Below are 17,639 nucleotides of genomic sequence, written 5' to 3'. Positions count from 1 at the left end.
CGCGCCTGCATCGTTCTTTTCGTGTTTGGTTAGGTCTGCCATTCAGGCCGCAGAAACAGGACAGGCGCATTTGGCCTGCCCGGACGCCCCGGCCTGCGCATGCCGGATGGCGGGCGGATCGGGAAAATCGGTTCCTGCGGGATGGGTGCAGGCAGTGCACCCAACGGGTTTGCAAGGGCTGAAACGTCGCCCCTGATTGCAATCGAATTGACCAAAGCCGTCGCGGTCTGTTCATCCGCCACCCTATAGGGCGCGTGTTCCTGTGCCGAACGGGCACTGAACCGACCGGCCGGGCAAAAGGCCTGCAGCCCGCCCTCGACAAAGATCACCTCATCCGTGTCAAAAAACAAAGTCGTCACCTGGAACGATGACCCCGGCACCTGCGCCGACATCCGGCACGCACCGTTCAACATCCGGGCCGGAATGACCGAGACACCCGCCGCGTCGGGATCGAGTTTCCCAAGGTCCAGCGCCATGCCCTGCTCGGGCATCAACCAGACGGGCCGCCCGTTATAGGTCGCCCGTGCGGGTACAAATATCGGCATGTAATCGGCGCGGGTTTCGTCGGCCGGAATGACGACGCAACAGGTCGAAATCCGGCGCACCTCGCGAAACCCGTTATCCAAAGTTCGCACCAGATCGCCCACGGCAACCCGTTCGATCAACTTCCAGCCACTTGTGGTAGCAACTTTGGTGCCGTGCAACAAACCACCACGGCGTGCGTTTACCGCTTTATTCGGGTCGGCGAAATCAACGTCACCAGATTGATCCGAAAACCCCGAAACACTCACTACTTCAAACACGTGCCTCACCCCCTTGTGGCACAAACTAACGATGCAAAACGGATAGCATGAATTTTAAGAGGTGACTTATTTCTGACATATTTGCGCCCAATTTGGGCCTTTTGAGGCCCCTTTTGCGCACATTTTACAGACAAATGCGGGGTAAATACTTCTTTTGATCCGCGTTCGGAAACGATTACTGGGCCGATCCGTCGAACTGATATCCGAATCTCCGAATATCTTCCGCGCAGGCTTGGGCAACCGCATCCACTGTTTGCGTCGTATAGTACCGACGGTAATCGCGATCCCGCTTCGACCGGTTCAGATGCGGCAGCTCCACGTCAAACCCGAGATGTTCGATCAGAGGCCGCGCGTCCTGTGCGAAATGCTCAAGGCGAATATATGCGTCACATCTTTCGGCCCCGTTGGCCATGGTCACATAGGCGCGCGCGGGGTGGTGCCGAAAGGATCGCAGCGTGGACGGATGCAGGACAAACGACCCGAAATCCAGATCTTTGGCGCGCCCGACATCCGGGTGATCAAAGCTCTGTACCCGCAGCCAATGATAATAGCTCACCATCCGGTCCCACGGATTGCGCACCATCGTAAACACGAACATCGACGTCAAAGCCTTGGCAGACAGAACCCCGTCGATATCGGACAGCGTTGAATGCTTCCACAAGCGCCCGCGCGCGTTCAGGGATTTGGCGCGGCGTCGACGTTTCAGCGCCTTGGGCGTATCCCCCAACAGAATGTCATTCTTCATCGCCCGCTGTTCCAGCGCCAACACCAGCGACGTGCCCCCGGTCTTGGGGATATGCACGAACACATAACGGCGTCCGGTCGAGATGATCACGCCACGCCCTGCTCTGCCGTTGCGCGACTGGCGCGCCATCCCAGCACGGCCCCCGCCGTTGCAATCAGTCCGATGCCAAAGACCTGCATCACGCCGATGGACTGCCCCAACGCCACCCAGGCAAAAAGCGGGCCGAAGATCATCACCGAATATTCGAACACGGCAACAAAGGACGGCTCGCCCACTTGATACGCCTTGATCAGCATGAAGACCGCGATGGTCGACCCCACGGCTTGCACGACGATCCACGGGATGGCCGGTTGGAAGTCCCAGACCAGCCCTCGGGTCACAAACCCATCCGGCCCCTCGGGCGTATCCACCGGAAAGGCGGTGAAAAAGGCCAACCCGATTGCGCCTGCCAGTCCCAGGGTCATCACCATATTCGCCAGCAGAGCCACCGTGCTTTCGTCCGAGCAATGACTGCGGGTGACAATGGCGCTGAGCGCATAGAAAAACCCGCCCGCCACCGGCAACAGGGTTCGGGCGTCGAAATCGGTTGGGTTGGGTTGCAAAACGCACAGGATGCCGATGAACCCGATCATCACTGCCCCGATACGCCACGGACCGATAGGTTGTTTCAGCCCCAGTGCCGAGATCAGAAGCACAAAGATCGGTGAGGTAAACAGCCCGGCCAGCGCCTGCGCAATCGGCATCAAAGCCAGCGAGGCGAAATAGAACAGCATGGCCGTGGTGATCAGCAGGCTGCGCACCACGACAGGCCCTAACCGTTTGGGGCGCAGCGTGCCAAAGCCCAGCAGCGACAGCCCTGCGATCAAGGGCAACATCAAAGCGGCCCGACTCAGGTGGAATTGCCACAGCCCTATTGTCTCGGCCAGCAGAATCACGACATTGTCCACAACCCCGATGATGGCCATGGAACTGACCATCAGGGCCGCGGCCAAAATCGGTGAGGTCGGTTTAGCTGCCTGCATCTGCCATTGTTCCTGTTCTGCGTCCCGCCATCCAGCACAATTGCCAATCCCGACGCAACAAGTTTGCGCCACGCGATTTGGGCGTGCTAAGCTGCGGCAAAAGAAATACGAGCAGAACCCATCCAGATGACCGCCCTGAAACAGTACCAGCGGATCGAAGCCACCGGTCTGTGGCGCCCCTCGCCCGATGAACAACGGCGCGAGGTTGTCGTCTCGATTGGTGAGGCCACGCTCACCATCTCGGATTTCAATGACCGGGCGTTGACGCATTGGTCACTGGCGGCGCTGGAACGGCAAAATCCGGGCGTCTTCCCGGCGATCTTCAACCCCGATGGCGACCCGGATGAGACGCTGGAGCTGGCCGAAAGCGAAAAGACCATGCTAGAAGCCATCGACCGGCTGCAACGCGCCATCGACAAGGCACGTCCGCATCCCGGGCGTCTGCGGTGGCTCAGCGTTGGGGGCGTTGTTGCCGCTGTTCTGGCGGTCATGCTGTTGTGGCTGCCCGGAGCGCTGCAAAGCCATGTGGTGTCCGTCGTGCCCGAGGTGAAGCGGCAGGAAATCGGCGGCGCGATTCTGAAACGGATCGAGCGTGTGTCGGGGCGTGCCTGTACCTCACGCGATGCGCAGGCGTCATTGGATCGGTTGGCGAAACGGACCGGCGTGCGGCAGATCATCATCCTGCCTGCAGGGGTGCAGGACAGCCTCAGCCTGCCGGGCGGTACCGTGCTACTCAGCCGGTCATTGGTCGAGGATCATGAGGATCCAGCCGTCGCCGCCGGATATGTTATTGCAGAACGGGCGCGGTCCGAACAGCAGGACCCGCTGGATGATTTGCTGGACCGGACGGGCGCGTCCTCGGCGTTTCGATTGCTGACAACCGGAGGGCTGACGCCTCAGATCGTCGACAGCTATACCGAACAGGTCTTGTCCGAACCCCGCCCCTCGGTCACGGATGAGGCGTTGCTGGCGATGTTCGCGCAGGCCGCCCTGCCCTCGACCCCTTATGCCTATGCACGTGACATCACCGGGGAAACCGTGCTGGGCCTGATCGAGGCCGACCCGATGGCCGGGCGCACGTTGGAACAGGTGTTGCCGGACCGCGATTGGGTCCGGCTACAGAATATCTGCGGCGAGTGATCCGCCTTACTTGGTGCCGAACATCCGGTCCCCGGCATCACCGAGACCGGGCATGATATAGCCTTTCGAGTTCAACTCGCGATCCAGCGCGGCGGTGACGATATGCACATCTGGATGCGCCTCTTTCATGCGTTCGACACCTTCGGGTGCGGCCAGCAGGCAGAGAAAGCGAATATCGGTCGCGCCCTGCTCTTTCAGCAGATCAATCGCGGCGGCAGAGCTGTTGCCGGTGGCCAGCATCGGGTCCACGGCGATGACCAGACGGTCTTTCAGCCCCTCGGGGGCCTTGAAGTAGTACTGAACGGGTTTCAGCGTTTCTTCATCGCGATATAGGCCGACAAATCCCACCCGTGCCGAGGGGATCAATTCCAGAACCCCATCCAGCATCCCGTTGCCCGCCCGCAGGATCGAGACCAGCGCCAGCTTCTTGCCGGCCAGAATGGGGGCGTCCATCTCCTCCATCGGGGTTTCGATATGCCGCGTCGTCAGCGGCATTTCCCGCGTGATCTCATAAGCCAACAGCAGCGTGATCTCGCGCAGCAACTGCCGGAACACGGCGGTCGAGGTGCCCTTGCCCCGCATGAGCGTCAGCTTGTGTTGCACCAGCGGGTGGTCGACGACGGTCAGGTGATCGCTCATGAGTTCTCCAGTCTTTTCTTGACCCGCGCGCGGGTGCCTTCGTCACAAAAAGCCGCGTTCAGGGCTGTTTCATTCAGCGCAGCAAAGTCTTCGGCGTCCCAGCCGAAGGCTGCGTGCAGCATCTCATATTCGCGCCGCATGGTGGTATGAAAAAAGGGCGGATCGTCGGTGGAAACGGTTACGTTGACGCCTGCATCGCGCAGCCTTGCAATCGGGTGGTCTGCGAAATCTGGAAACAGGCCAAGGACCACGTTTGATCCCGGACAGACCTCTAGCGTGATACCACGGTCGGTAATTTCGTGCACAAGGTCAGGATCTTCAATCGCGCGCACCCCGTGGCCGACGCGTTCCACACCAAGGTCGCGGATCGCATCGCGGACACTTTCCGGGCCGCCAAACTCGCCCGCATGGGTGGTGAGACGCAAACCCGCCTCGCGGGCGCAGTCGAAGGCCCATTTGAAATCCCCCTGGGTGCCCACGGATTCGTTGCCGCCCATGCCAAACCCGGTGATCCAGTCGCCTGCGGTTTCCGCCGCGCAATGGGCGCTGCGTTTGGCCTGTTCTGGTCCGAAATGACGGACACAGGTGACGACGCCGCGCAGGGTGATGCCAAACTTGCGCTCAGCCTCGTCAGCGGCGTCCTGAATGGCCGTCAGATAGTCACGCCAGGCATGAAGATCCCCGCCGCCGCAGAAATCCGGGCTGAGAAAGGTTTCTGAATAAACAATACCATTTGCGGCGCTTTCTTCAAGTATCGCCAGCGTCAGACGGCGGAAATCCTCGGGCGTTTTGAGAACCTCACAAGCGGCCTCATACACGCTGAGGAAATGGGCGAAATCACGAAAGTCATAGCTGCCGTCAGGTTTGAAAATCCCGCTCAGGTCAACGCGCTTTTCATGGGCGAGTTGGCGGATAAAGGCGGGCGGGGCCGCGCCTTCGTGGTGCAGGTGCAACTCGATCTTGGGCAGGTCTGCGACGGTCATAGAAAGCTTCTCCCCGGCCCTTGCGCCGGAATGTTCAGGTGATGGGCAATGCTTGCTGCGACGTCGGCAAAACTGATCTGACCGACTTGGCCACTTCCTTTTCCGGCGACCAGAACAGGCACTTGTTCGCGCGTGTGATCGGTTCCGGTCCAGCTGGGATCGTTGCCGTGATCGGCGGTCAGCAGCAGCAGGTCGTCAGGTCGCAGCTTTTGCAGGATTGTGCCGATTTCCCGGTCGAACCATTCCAGAGCACGGGCGTAACCGCTGATGTCGCGGCGGTGACCATAGAGGCTGTCGAATTCGACGAAATTGGCGAAGGTCAGGCTGCCCTCTTCGGCGTGGTCCACCAGATCGGACAGGTGCCTCATCAACTCGGCGTCCGAACCTTTGCGCAGCGTGTCGATCCCTTGCATCGAAAAGATGTCGCCGATCTTGCCCACGGCATGTACCTTGCGACCGGCATCCTGTACCCAATTGGTCAGCACCGGAGCAGGCGGCAGGATCGCGAAATCCTTGCGGTTGGTGGTGCGGGTGAATCCGTCCTCAGGCGATCCGACAAAGGGCCGTGCAATCACCCGACCCACTTTCATCTGGTGCAAACGCGGCGCGAGCGTCCGGCCCATCTGCAGCAGGCGGTCGAGGCCAAAGCTGCCTTCATGCGCGGCGATCTGGAACACGCTGTCGGCAGAGGTGTAGCAGATCGGCCAGCCGGTCCGCATATGCTCGGCCCCCAGTTCCGCGATGATTGCGGTGCCCGAGGCGTGGCAGTCGCCCAGAATGCCGTCGGCACCCGCCGCCTCGGCTGCGGCTCGGCTCAGATCAGCGGGAAAGGCCGGGGTGGTGTCGGGGAAATAGCGCCAATCCCACGGTACGGGTAGCCCGGCCAGTTCCCAATGGCCCGAGGGCGTGTCCTTGCCCGGCGAACGTTCGCGCGCGCAGCCCCAGAGGCCCGAGGGTTCAGCATCAAGTCCCGGCGTATCATCCCCCGACGCCAGGCGCGCCGCAGCACCAAGGCCCAGCGCGTCCAGATTGGGCAGGTCTAGCGTGCCAGAGCGCCCGTCCTCGGCGCGACCCTCGGCACAGGCCTGCGCGATATGGGTAACCGTGTTGGCCCCGATGTCCGGCACGTCGCCGTTGAAATACTGGCCCGCATCCGGTGCGCCGCCGATACCGACCGAGTCCATGACGACCAGAAAAGCCCGGCTCATGCGGTGATCCTTTCATGAACCAGCGCCGGGGTCATCGGTGCATCATCGCCGATCGAGATGGCTTGCAGGATCGTATCTGCGGCCTGCCGCGCGGCGTCTTCCCGCGCGGCATGCACCACGGCCAAGGGCGCGCCTTTGTCGACTTTGTCGCCCAGCCGGACAATGCCGGACATACCGACCGCCGGGTCGATCACGTCACTTTCGACCTGCCGACCACCGCCCAAGGCAACCACGGCAAGGCCCAATGCCTCGCCATTTATCGCGTTGATATACCCACCGCGCGGGGCTTGAACCTCAAGGATCACGCTGGCTTCGGGCAGGAAGCGTGACCAGTTTTCGACGAACTGCAGCGGCCCGCCGACAGCGGCCATCATGCGGCCAAACCGCTCGGCTGCGCGCCCGTCGCGGATAACGTCAGTGATCTTGTCTCGCCCCTCATCCGCCGTGGCGACCATGCCGGCATCGGTCAGCAATACGCCGCCCAGCTCGGCCGAAATTTCGGCCAGCGGCGCGTAATGCGCATTTGTCAGAACATTCATCACCTCGGCCACTTCCAGCGCATTGCCCAGCGCCGGGGCCAAGGGTTGATGCATATCGGTGATCACGGCCGAAGTCCGGCACCCAGCCGCATTCGCGGTCTCGGTCAGGGCCTGTGCCAGCTTGCGCGCCTCGTCCAGCGTTTTCATGAACGCGCCGCTGCCGACTTTGACATCGAGCACCAATGCCTCGGGGCTGGCCGCCAGTTTCTTGGACAGGATTGACGCGGTGATCAGATCGAGGCTTTCGACCGTCGCCGTGACATCCCGGATCGCATACAGCCGCTTGTCGGCCGGTGCGATCTGACCGGTTGCGCCAACAATCGCGGCCCCGGTTTCGCTTAGTATCTGGGCCAGGCGGTCCTGCCCGATCTGCGTGGTGACACCGGGAATTGCTTCAAGCTTGTCCAGCGTGCCACCTGTATGACCAAGGCCCCGCCCGGAAATCATCGGAACATAGGCCCCGCATTCCGCCAGCGCCGGGGCCAGTATCAGGCTGACGCAATCCCCCACCCCGCCAGTCGAGTGTTTGTCGATCACCGGCCCATCCACATCCCAACTCAGGACATCGCCGCTGTCGCGCATGGCTAGGGTCAGGTCGGCACGTCCCTGCGCGCCCAACCCGCCCATGCAAACCGCCATCGCAAAGGCCCCGGCCTGCGCGTCGCTGACCCCGCCATCGGCCAGACCTTGCGCGAACCATGTCAATTCTTCGCCGGTCGGCACCTCATGCCGGCGCAGTTTTGCGATGATCGAGCGGGCATCCATTGGCTCAGGCGTCCTGCATATGGGACGCGTCGAACGCGCCCGGCAGAAGATCACCAATGGTGGTTTCCAGTTCCATCCCCCCGGTCGTCGCCAGCGTGACCTTCACGTCGCGCGCGCCAAACTCGGCCAGTTTCTGGCGGCACCCCCCGCAGGGCGGCACCGGTTGCGGGCTTTGGGCCACGACGTAGACCTCGGCCAGTTCGGTCTCACCTGCGGCAACCATGGCGGCTATCGCCCCTGCTTCGGCACAGGTGCCTTCGGGATAAGCCACGTTTTCGACGTTGCAGCCGACGTAAAGCGTACCGGACCCCGACAGGATCGCCGCGCCCACCTTGAAGTTCGAATAAGGCGCATGGGCGTTTTCGCGAACCTTCAGGGCAGCATCTTTGAGCGACATGGCGATTCCCCAATTTTTGATCAGTTGGTCAGAAAAACGTACCCTAATAGCAAGCGCCGGGGAAGTTGAAGCCCCCAGCATGTGTTTTTCGCCTATTCCAGCATTGTGTTGAAGGTTCCCGGTAATGTCACTTCCAGCAATTCGATATCCTCGGACGGGTCCGCCAGCCGCGTGCGCATTCCCGGCGGAATAACAAAGGCATCCCCCTGTTCCAGCCGGTATGGCTCGCGCCCTTCGCCTTCCAACGTAACCTCTCCGGTCATGACGAAGGTAAAGTGAATGTCGGTATCATGGCTGGCCCAAACCGGGTCCCCCTGCCCACGGCGGATGACCTGTACCCCGGCCACGCCTTTGGTGTTTTCGGCAATCGTCGTGTCGCGGCAAACATAGCCCGGCAGCCGGAAGGGTATCCACTCGGCATCCTTGGCCTGATTGTAGACAAAGCGTTGGCCCTGCCATTCCCGGTCCGGACGCAAATGAGGCGTCGGCAACTCCATCTCATGATCAATCTCGGTGACATGCTCGGCCGGAACGCCGATCTCGATCACCTGCACGTTGTCCGAGGCTTCCAGCACACGGTGGCGGATTTCCGGGGGCTGGATAAAGCAATCCCCGGCGGTCAGGCGCATCTTGTCACCCTGATCTTCGTAGACAACATCGACCCAGCCATGGATGCAGAAGATCAGCTGAAAACCCACTTTGTGGAAATGCACCATATCCGGCACCGGCCCGCCATCGGGGATGCGGATATGGCTGGCGATGATCGAGCCGCCCAAACGATCCGGAACGAGGTCGCGATAGTGCATCCCGGCTCGCCCGATGATCCAAGGGGCCTGATCTTTAAGGCGACGGACGACAAAGGAATGGACCGTTTCGGGCATGACCAGCGGCGGGTCGCGGTCTTCAATCTCGATTCGGGTTCCGTTTGGCGCGATCAAAACCCTTTCGCCGCCGGCAAATGCATCGGGGTCTTCGGTCAGGATGCGAAGCGTTCCGGCACCTTCAGGCGCATCTTTTTCGATGCGCAGACGCAACCCATGACCTGAGAACACGGCAGTCCGCGGATCGTCTGCGGGATAGATCATATCCATCCGCATCCCCAGAACCTTGGTGTAAAATGGGATGTCGTCCCTTAGCTCATTCGTTGGTAAGCGGAACTCGGCTATCGTCTGGTTCGAACGCAAAGGGCGCATCGGGCAGTGTCTCGTGCTGTTGGTGTTTACGCCATCCGATCAGAACCGAAGCGAAAATGCCAATCGAAAACAATAGCTCGAGCGTTTCTTCCACAACAAAAAGCCGCATCAGCGTCAGTTGGGAAAAGTCCGTATATTTGGGCCGTGCGACCTGATCCACAACTTGCGCCACGACGACAGCCAACACTGCCAAAGCAAAAACGGTAAGGAATGGCGCACGGGCCTTGCGGGCTTTCCAGATCGTTGGGATCCCGTGCCAGACCACTCCGAACAGCAAGACCAGACCCAGAACCACCCGCACCCAAGTGGGATCGAGCATGTTGTCAATCGCGTTGAATACAGCCGCAAGCGAGCTGTCTGCGGCGAAGATCTCGGTGTCGATCTCTCGCTCTGCCAGAAGGAAACAGCCCAGCGAAATATACACTCGCGGCAACCCCTTCAAAGTTACCAACGCCGCCACAGCCGCGCCGAACAGCATCACAGCCGATGCAATCTCGACAATCCCGCCTTCATTAACATGCGTGATCGCCCAGGTTGGCCACAGTATCCCAACCACGCAAAACAGCAGCGTCGCCAACATGACACAATGGGTCACCGCAACGCCGGTTGCGGGTGCAAATCGAACGGGCAGAGTCAAACGCTCTGCTTTGGTTTCAGTGCTGAAAGTCATGCCTATCTTGGTTCTGCTGGTTCGGCAGTTTGAGTGAGTGGATTTGGCCGAATGTAAATATTTTACAACGGAAATCAACCAAGCCCGGATTAAGAGACATCAAGCTGTGATAGGTGACGCAACGTAGCCAAGCCGCAAAAACTCGGTTACCACACGGTTAGATACCAGAAGGGAGCCGTATCGCTGATGTCTGACTCACGCAGCCAAAGACAAGCCGCGCTTGACTATCACGCCCATCCAAAACCCGGAAAGCTTGAGATCAAGGCCACAAAGCCAATGGCCAATGGTCGCGATCTGGCCCGCGCCTATTCGCCCGGCGTGGCCGAGGCGAGCCTTGAGATCAAGGCCGATGCGTCGAACGCGGAGCTTTATACCTCGCGCGGGAATCTGGTGGCTGTGGTGTCGAACGGAACGGCTGTTCTGGGGTTGGGCAATATCGGCGCGCTGGCCTCGAAGCCGGTGATGGAGGGCAAGGCGGTCCTGTTCAAGAAATTCGCCGGAATCGACTGTTTCGACATCGAAGTCGATCAGCCCGACCCGGAAAAGCTGGCCGATATCGTCTGCGCGCTTGAACCCACGTTCGGCGCAATCAATCTGGAAGACATCAAGGCCCCGGATTGCTTTGTCGTCGAAAAGCTGTGCCGCGAGCGCATGAACATCCCCGTCTTTCACGACGACCAGCATGGCACGGCCATTGTGGTCGGAGCAGCCGCCAAAAACGCGCTGCACGTCGCAGGCAAGTCCTTCGAGGACATCAAGATCGTCTCGACCGGCGGTGGCGCGGCGGGCATCGCGTGTCTGAGCATGTTGGTCAAGCTTGGCGTGAAGCGCGAAAACATCTGGCTGTGCGATATTCATGGGCTGGTCTATGAAGGCCGTGAAGAGGATATGAACCCGCACAAGGATCAGTTCGCGCAGAAATCCGACCTGCGCACGCTGGACGACGTGATCGACGGGGCCGACCTGTTTCTGGGTCTCAGCGGCCCGAACGTTCTGAAGCCCGAAATGGTCAGCCGAATGGCTGATCAGCCGATCATCTTCGCGTTGGCCAACCCGACCCCGGAAATTCTGCCCCAAGCCGCGCGCGAGGTCGCGCCGGATGCGATCATCGCCACAGGGCGCAGCGATTTTCCCAATCAGGTGAACAACGTCCTGTGCTTTCCGTTCATCTTCCGTGGCGCGCTGGACGTTGGCGCGACCGAGATCAATGACGAGATGCAAATCGCCTGCGTCGATGGCATCGCCGAAATGGCCCGCGCAACGACAAGTGCCGAGGCTGCGGCCGCATATAAAGGCGAGCAGCTGAATTTCGGCCCGGACTATCTGATCCCCAAACCCTTTGATCCGCGTCTGGTGGGCGTTGTGTCCTCGGCTGTGGCGCGCGCAGCGATGGACAGCGGCGTTGCCAAACGTCCCATCAAGGATCTGGATGCCTACAGGGAAAAGCTGAACCAGACCGTCTTCAAATCCGCCCTGCTGATGCGGCCGGTGTTCGAAGCCGCAGCCGCAGCCTCGCGCCGGATCGTGTTTGCCGAAGGCGAGGATGAACGGGTCCTGCGTGCCGCGCAGGCCGTTCTGGAGGAAACCACCGAAACACCGATCCTGATCGGGCGACCCGAGGTGATCGATGCCCGCTGCGACCGACTGGGCCTGACCATCCGGCCTGGCAAGGACTGTCAGATCGTGAACCCGGAGAACGACCCGCGCTATTACGACTATTGGAGCTCGTACCACAAGATCATGCAACGCCGGGGCGTGACGCCGGATCTGGCCAAGGCCATCATGCGCACCAATACAACCGCCATTGGGGCGATCATGGTTCACCGGGGGGAAGCGGACAGCATGATCTGCGGCACGTTTGGCGAATATCGCTGGCACCTGAACTATGTCGAGCAGGTGTTGAACAAGGGCGACCTGCGCCCGCATGGCGCGCTGTCGCTGATGATTCTGGAAGACGGCCCCCTGTTCATTGCCGATACCCATGTCCGGCAATTGCCAACGCCCGAGGAACTGGCCGAATCCACCATAGGCGCGGCCCGCCATGTGCGGCGTTTCGGGCTGGAGCCCAAGATCGCGTTCTGTTCGCAATCTCAGTTCGGCAATCAGGCCGAAGGCTCGGGCAAACGCCTGCGTGCCGCCATCGAAATACTCGATCAGCGACCAAGAGATTTCATCTACGAAGGCGAGATGAACCTTGATGCCGCGCTGGACCCGGAGCTCAGGGCCCGGATCTTCCCGGCCTCGCGTTTGGAAGGGGCGGCGAATGTGTTGGTCTTTGCCCATGCCGATGCGGCAAGCGGAGTGCGGAACATTCTGAAGATGAAAGCCGACGGGATCGAGGTTGGTCCGATTCTGATGGGTATGGGAAACAAAGCCCATATCGTGACACCGTCGATCACAGCGCGCGGGTTGCTGAACATGGCGGCCATCGCCGGCACCCCGGTCGCACACTACGGCTGATGCGATGCGCGATCATGAAGCCGAACGCCTGCTTTGGCGTTCGGCGAGTCGTCGCCTTTGCACAGAAAAGTTAACAAATTTGCAATTTCCGCAAGGTTATTCAAATAAGCCCAAAAAACCAAACGGGTTTGCAATAATTTGCAGATCATTCCGACCCGAACTGCAAAGATTTTGCGATAAACTGACGCGGCGTCACAAGCGCCGCTTGTTTGATACGCGGCGGATACCTAACAACGTGCTCAGTGCTTTGGGAGGATTACAAAATGGCATATCAGGACGTTTACGATAGCTGGAAAAACGACCCCGAGGCGTTCTGGATGGACGCTGCAAAAGGGATCGATTGGGACAAACCTCCGAGCAAAGCGCTGTTTGACGATAACGCCCCGCTTTATGAATGGTTCAGTGACGCGCAGGTCAATACCTGCTGGAACGCCGTCGACCGCCACGTCGAAAACGGGCGCGGCGAGCAGACCGCCATTATCTATGACAGCCCGATCACCCATACCAAGCGCGAGATCTCATATGTCGAGCTGCGCAACCGCGTCGCCACCCTGGCCGGGGCGTTGCGGGCCAAGGGCATCGAAAAGGGCGACCGGGTCATCATCTATATGCCGATGATCCCCGAAGCGCTTGAGGCGATGCTGGCCTGCGCCCGACTGGGTGCCGTGCATTCGGTGGTGTTCGGCGGTTTTGCCAGCAACGAACTGGCCGTCCGCATCGATGACGCACAGCCCAAGGCGATCATCGCCGCCTCATGCGGGATGGAGCCGGGCCGCGTGGTGCACTACAAACCCCTGCTGGACGGCGCCATCGACATGGCAAAGCACAAGCCCGAGTTCTGCGTGATTTTCCAGCGTGAACAAGAGGTTGCGCAACTGATTGAAGGACGCGACTTCAATTGGCACGGCTTCCAATACGGCGTTGAACCGGCGGAATGCGTGCCGGTTGCGGGCAATGATCCGGCCTATATCCTCTATACCTCGGGCACCACGGGCGCGCCGAAAGGGGTTGTACGACCAACCGCCGGGCATCTGGTTGCGCTGAACTGGTCGATGAAGAACATCTACAATGTCGATCCGGGCGAAGTGTTCTGGGCGGCCTCGGATGTGGGTTGGGTCGTGGGCCATTCCTATATCTGCTACGCCCCGTTGATCCACGGCAACACCACAATCGTGTTCGAAGGCAAACCTGTCGGCACCCCCGACGCGGGCACCTTCTGGCGGGTGATCTCGGAACACAATGTCCGTAGCTTTTTCACCGCCCCCACCGCCATCCGTGCCGTCAAGCGCGAGGACCCCAAAGGCGAGATGCTGGCCAAATATGACCTGTCAGGCTTGCGCGCGCTGTATCTGGCGGGCGAACGTGCTGACCCCGATACGATCATCTGGGCGCAGGACGCGCTGAAGGTTCCGGTGATCGACCACTGGTGGCAGACCGAAACCGGATGGACCATTGCAGGCAACCCGCTGGGGATCGAGGAATTGCCGACCAAGCTCGGCTCGCCCGCCAAACCGATGCCCGGCTATGATGTGCAAATCCTTGACGAGGGCGGCCACCCGATGAAACCGGGTGAGTTGGGGGCGATTGCGGTAAAACTCCCCCTGCCCCCAGGCACGTTGCCAACGCTGTGGAATGCCGAGGACCGTTTCCGGAAATCCTATCTGGAACATTTCCCCGGATACTACGAAACCGGCGACGCGGGCATGATCGACGAGGATGGATACCTCTATATCATGGCGCGCACCGACGATGTGATCAACGTAGCGGGCCACCGCCTGTCGACCGGCGGGATGGAGGAGGTTCTGGCCGCCCACCCCGACGTCGCAGAATGCGCAGTGATTGGCGTCTCGGATCAGCTGAAAGGCCAGATGCCGGTGGGTTTCCTGTGTCTGAATGCGGGTGCCGCACGCGATCACGGCGACGTGGTTCAGGAGGTCGTCAAGATGGTCCGCGACAAGATCGGGCCGGTCGCGGCCTTCAAGCTGGCTGTCGTGGTGGATCGTTTGCCCAAAACCCGCTCGGGCAAGATCCTGCGCGGCACCATGGTGTCGATTGCCGACGGGCAGGACTACAAGATGCCTGCAACCATTGATGATCCGGCCATTCTGGACGAGATCAAAGCGGCCCTGCAAACCATCGGATACGCGCAATAAGTCCGGGGCGGCCTGCACCGCCCCCCTTGCAACCGGATACAGGCCCCCTACTGTCACGATCAGACAGTGAGGGCCCATGACACAAAGCGATATCTGGCGTCTCAGCGCCACCGAGTTGACACAGCTGATCCGCAGCGGCGACTTGAGCGCCGAAACCGCAACACAAGCCGCGATTGATCGGATGCATGCGGTTAATCCCAGCCTCAATGCAGTGGTCGAAGACCTGAGCGATCAGGCGCTTGACCGTGCCCGAGATCTGGATCAGGCGCGTGCAAAGGGCGAAGATCCCGGCCCGTTGTTCGGCGTCCCGGTCACGATCAAAGTGAATGTCGATCAAAAGGGCCACGCCACCACAAACGGCGTGGTCGCGTTGAAAGACGTGATCGCGCCGGATGACGCCCCGGTTGTGTCGAACCTGCAAAAGGCCGGGGCCATTGTGATCGGCCGCACGAACACGCCAGAGTTTTCCTTCCGCGCCGATACGGACAACCCGCTATACGGGCGCACCCATAACCCCTGGGGTCAGCATATCTCGCCCGGGGGATCGTCTGGTGGGGCCGGTGCTGCCGTGATGGCGGGTATCGGCGCGCTGGCTCACGGCAATGACATCGGTGGCAGCCTCAGGTTTCCCGCCGCCGCCAATGGCGCGGTTACGGTCAAGCCCGGCCTGGGTCGCGTGCCCGCCTGGAACCCCAGCCAAAAGGCCGAGCGCGGATCGCTGGCCCAATCCATGTCGGTGCAAGGGCTGTTGACCCGGTCCGCTGCGGATCTGCACCTGTCGATGCCCAGCCTGATCGCGCCCGACGCACGGGACCCTTTCCACGTGCCGATGCCTTGGCGCGGGGACGATCTGGAAGGGCCGATCAAAGTTGCCTTTACCAAAAACACCTTTGGCTACGCCCTTCACCCCGAGGTCGAAAAGGCGCTGGACACCGCGCGCGATGCGCTGGCGGATGCCGGGTATCTGGTGGAAGAAATCGATCCGCCCGATGTCTTTGAATGCGGGCGGATCGGCTATCGCTCGTTGATGGGCGAAGTGCTGACGCTGATGAAGTCGGATGTCGAGGCTGCGGGCTCTCAGACCATTCAGGACATCTTCGACGTCTATTTTCAGGAATTCCCGCCTATCGTCGAAACCGAGTTGCTTAGGATGCTGGCCAAACGCAGCCATTATGCGCGCGAATGGTCGCTGTTTCTACAGGATTACCCGCTGGTCCTGTCGCCCTTCCTGCCGCAACCCTTCTTCAAGCCGGACCGCGACACCGAAGGGGCCGAAGGCGTGCATGAGGTTCTGGGCTGCGCCGTTTATTCCTACGCGATGAACTTTCTGGGCCTGCCCGCCGCCTGCGTCCCTGCCCGTCTGGCTCAGTTGCCGAAAGGTCCGCAGCCCATCAATGTCCAGATTGCCGCGCGGCGCTGGCGCGAAGATCTGGCCGTGGACGCTGCCGCCGCCATCGAAGAACGTGTCGGGCAGATGTGTCTGCCACTATGGGACAGGCTTTCAGACGGGTAACCGCCCCAAACAAAATAGACCCCGGGTTATTGGGCCCGGGGTCCAGCTGCTTAAATATGCCCGGATTTCTGATGACGAGCGTAGCACCACCCACCCTCGCCAGCGCGAAATTTACGCAATCATTCGAAAACGCCGTACAGGTGGCCACTCACTCCCACCATAGCGTGATCTCCGAGCACGGTCAGATTAGCCAATCCGTAACGAATGCCGTGTGAACTTCTTCACACAAGAGAAAATAAATCTAAAAAAATCGCAGTTTAGGTGAATTGCTCAGAGATTAAGCGCTCTTCCAGACCATGGCCCGGGTCAAACAGGATGCGATGGGTGATTGCAGGCTCTGACCGAATCTCAACCCAGTCGATATCCGGGAATGAAATGGAATCAGCGTCGGCCATGACGGGGCGTTTGTCTGCGTCCAGAACGTCGAATCGAACCTTGGCAATCTTCGGCAGCAAAGCCCCCCGCCAGCGGCGCGGCCGGAATGCGGCAATTGCGGTCAAGGCAAGGACGTCCGCCCCGATTGGCAGAATCGGACCATGGGCCGAGTAGTTATACGCCGTCGAACCGGCAGGCGTGGACAGAAGCGCACCGTCGCAGACCAGTTCCGCCATCCGCTCGCGCCCATCGACGCTGATTTTCAACCGTGCGGCTTGCGGGCCTGCGCGCAGCAGTGAGACCTCGTTGATCGCCAATGCCTCGTGCAGCTTTCCCGATTGGTCCATGGCCCGCATGGCCAGCGGGTTGATGACCTCTTCCTGCGCATCTGCAAGACGGGCCATCAGGTCCTCTTCATGAAAATTGTTCATCAGGAACCCGATTGTTCCGCGATTCATACCGTATACCGGCGCGTCGAGATGCTGCATGTTCTTCAATGTGCGCAACATGAAACCGTCACCGCCCAGGGCAACCACCACCTCGGCGTCGCGCGGGGCGGCATTGCCATATTGTTCAATCAGGCGATCACGGGCGTCCTGCGCCATCTCGGCCTCACTGGCGAGGAAGGCGATTCTTTTTTTCATTGGGTCTGGTTTCCGGTGCTACACATTTGGTTCCGAAACAAACATACCTTTCCTCAATAGGCCAGACTTGACGCCGCAGCGGGCCAAATCGTCGCTTTATGCCTTTTGCCGATGGTGGGTTTCCGATAGGAAATCCGCAAGTTTTTACCCCAGTCTATGGAGCGCAAATGAACGCCAACCTTCGTGATACGGGCTTTTTCACCCAATCCCTGTCCGACCGCGACCCGGAACTTTTCGGCTCGATCACATCCGAGCTGGGCCGCCAGCGCGACGAGATCGAGTTGATCGCGTCCGAGAACATCGTCTCTGCCGCCGTGATGGAGGCGCAGGGCTCGGTCATGACCAACAAATACGCCGAAGGCTATCCCGGTCGGCGCTACTATGGCGGCT

At 60.4% G+C, this 17,639-nt stretch carries 15 protein-coding genes and 1 pseudogene; 5 read left to right on the top strand and 11 right to left on the bottom strand.

All coding sequences use genetic code 11. The features are described from left to right. Nucleotides 1–29 precede the first annotated feature (29 nt). The 3 genes from ACR0AC_RS05065 to ACR0AC_RS05055 form a co-directional block, all read right to left on the bottom strand. Entirely contained in the window at nucleotides 30–803 is a 774-nt protein-coding gene (locus ACR0AC_RS05065) for a Hint domain-containing protein (protein ID WP_480872238.1), read from the bottom strand. A 175-nt stretch (nucleotides 804–978) separates the two neighbouring features. After that, entirely contained in the window at nucleotides 979–1,638 is a 660-nt protein-coding gene (locus ACR0AC_RS05060) for a sulfotransferase family 2 domain-containing protein (protein WP_480872837.1), read from the bottom strand. Continuing rightward, nucleotides 1,635–2,570 (bottom strand): DMT family transporter, encoded by a 936-nt coding sequence (locus ACR0AC_RS05055; RefSeq protein WP_170622083.1) that lies wholly within the window; start codon nucleotides 2,568–2,570, stop codon nucleotides 1,635–1,637. Before ACR0AC_RS05055 ends, ACR0AC_RS05060 begins: the two co-directional genes overlap by 4 nt. A 126-nt stretch (nucleotides 2,571–2,696) precedes the next feature. On the opposite strand from ACR0AC_RS05055, the gene ACR0AC_RS05050 reads away from it, so the two are divergent. Continuing rightward, entirely contained in the window at nucleotides 2,697–3,710 is a 1,014-nt protein-coding gene (locus ACR0AC_RS05050; protein WP_170449339.1) for a hypothetical protein, read from the top strand. Nucleotides 3,711–3,716: 6 nt separating this feature from the next. Here the strand turns inward: ACR0AC_RS05050 and upp are convergent, their stop codons facing one another. The 7 genes from upp to ACR0AC_RS05015 all read right to left on the bottom strand — a co-directional run bounded on the left by upp (nucleotide 3,717) and on the right by ACR0AC_RS05015 (nucleotide 10,104). Next, a complete protein-coding gene (gene upp, locus ACR0AC_RS05045) occupies nucleotides 3,717–4,349 on the bottom strand; it encodes a uracil phosphoribosyltransferase (RefSeq protein WP_170449337.1) in 633 nt (210 codons plus the stop codon). Further along, nucleotides 4,346–5,332: an adenosine deaminase gene (locus ACR0AC_RS05040; RefSeq protein ID WP_480872236.1), complete on the bottom strand. Its 987-nt coding sequence runs from the start codon at nucleotides 5,330–5,332 to the stop codon at nucleotides 4,346–4,348. Before ACR0AC_RS05040 ends, upp begins: the two co-directional genes overlap by 4 nt. Further along, the gene (locus tag ACR0AC_RS05035; protein WP_480872234.1) at nucleotides 5,329–6,540 is read right to left on the bottom strand and encodes a phosphopentomutase; all 1,212 of its coding nucleotides are present in this window, start codon (nucleotides 6,538–6,540) and stop codon (nucleotides 5,329–5,331) included. The genes ACR0AC_RS05040 and ACR0AC_RS05035 overlap by 4 nt, the downstream gene beginning before the upstream one ends. After that, complete coding sequence (locus ACR0AC_RS05030; protein WP_480872233.1) at nucleotides 6,537–7,844, bottom strand: thymidine phosphorylase; 1,308 nt, start codon at nucleotides 7,842–7,844, stop codon at nucleotides 6,537–6,539. The genes ACR0AC_RS05035 and ACR0AC_RS05030 overlap by 4 nt, the downstream gene beginning before the upstream one ends. A gap of 4 nt (nucleotides 7,845–7,848) precedes the next feature. After that, the gene (locus tag ACR0AC_RS05025; protein WP_170449329.1) at nucleotides 7,849–8,241 is read right to left on the bottom strand and encodes a cytidine deaminase; all 393 of its coding nucleotides are present in this window, start codon (nucleotides 8,239–8,241) and stop codon (nucleotides 7,849–7,851) included. Nucleotides 8,242–8,333: 92 nt separating this feature from the next. Beyond that, complete coding sequence (locus ACR0AC_RS05020; protein WP_170622087.1) at nucleotides 8,334–9,434, bottom strand: cupin domain-containing protein; 1,101 nt, start codon at nucleotides 9,432–9,434, stop codon at nucleotides 8,334–8,336. Next, nucleotides 9,379–10,104 (bottom strand): hypothetical protein, encoded by a 726-nt coding sequence (locus ACR0AC_RS05015; RefSeq protein WP_170449325.1) that lies wholly within the window; start codon nucleotides 10,102–10,104, stop codon nucleotides 9,379–9,381. The genes ACR0AC_RS05020 and ACR0AC_RS05015 overlap by 56 nt, the downstream gene beginning before the upstream one ends. Nucleotides 10,105–10,290: 186 nt before the next feature. Between ACR0AC_RS05015 and ACR0AC_RS05010 the strand changes: the two genes are divergently transcribed. The 3 genes from ACR0AC_RS05010 to ACR0AC_RS05000 all read left to right on the top strand — a co-directional run bounded on the left by ACR0AC_RS05010 (nucleotide 10,291) and on the right by ACR0AC_RS05000 (nucleotide 16,230). Further along, nucleotides 10,291–12,564, top strand: coding sequence for an NADP-dependent malic enzyme (locus ACR0AC_RS05010; protein ID WP_170449323.1), 2,274 nt, complete (start codon nucleotides 10,291–10,293; stop codon nucleotides 12,562–12,564). 263 nt (nucleotides 12,565–12,827) lie between these two features. Next, nucleotides 12,828–14,717 carry a propionate-CoA ligase PrpE gene (gene prpE / locus ACR0AC_RS05005; RefSeq protein ID WP_170735306.1) on the top strand — a complete coding sequence of 630 codons (1,890 nt, stop codon included), beginning with the start codon at nucleotides 12,828–12,830 and terminating at the stop codon, nucleotides 14,715–14,717. A gap of 76 nt (nucleotides 14,718–14,793) precedes the next feature. Continuing rightward, nucleotides 14,794–16,230, top strand: coding sequence for an amidase family protein (locus ACR0AC_RS05000; protein ID WP_480872230.1), 1,437 nt, complete (start codon nucleotides 14,794–14,796; stop codon nucleotides 16,228–16,230). Between the two features lie 257 nt (nucleotides 16,231–16,487). Here ACR0AC_RS05000 and ACR0AC_RS04995 read toward each other — a convergent pair whose 3' ends face one another. Next, complete coding sequence (locus ACR0AC_RS04995; RefSeq protein ID WP_170449318.1) at nucleotides 16,488–17,249, bottom strand: NAD kinase; 762 nt, start codon at nucleotides 17,247–17,249, stop codon at nucleotides 16,488–16,490. A gap of 167 nt (nucleotides 17,250–17,416) precedes the next feature. Between ACR0AC_RS04995 and glyA the strand changes: the two are divergent. Further along, nucleotides 17,417–17,639, top strand: a pseudogene (gene glyA, locus ACR0AC_RS04990) (serine hydroxymethyltransferase); the annotation flags it as partial.

The sequence above is a fragment of the Ruegeria sp. H7 genome (genome assembly GCF_056532945.1).
The sequence above is the reverse complement of the archived record's forward strand: the minus strand, read 5'-3'. Positions and strand labels throughout refer to the sequence as shown.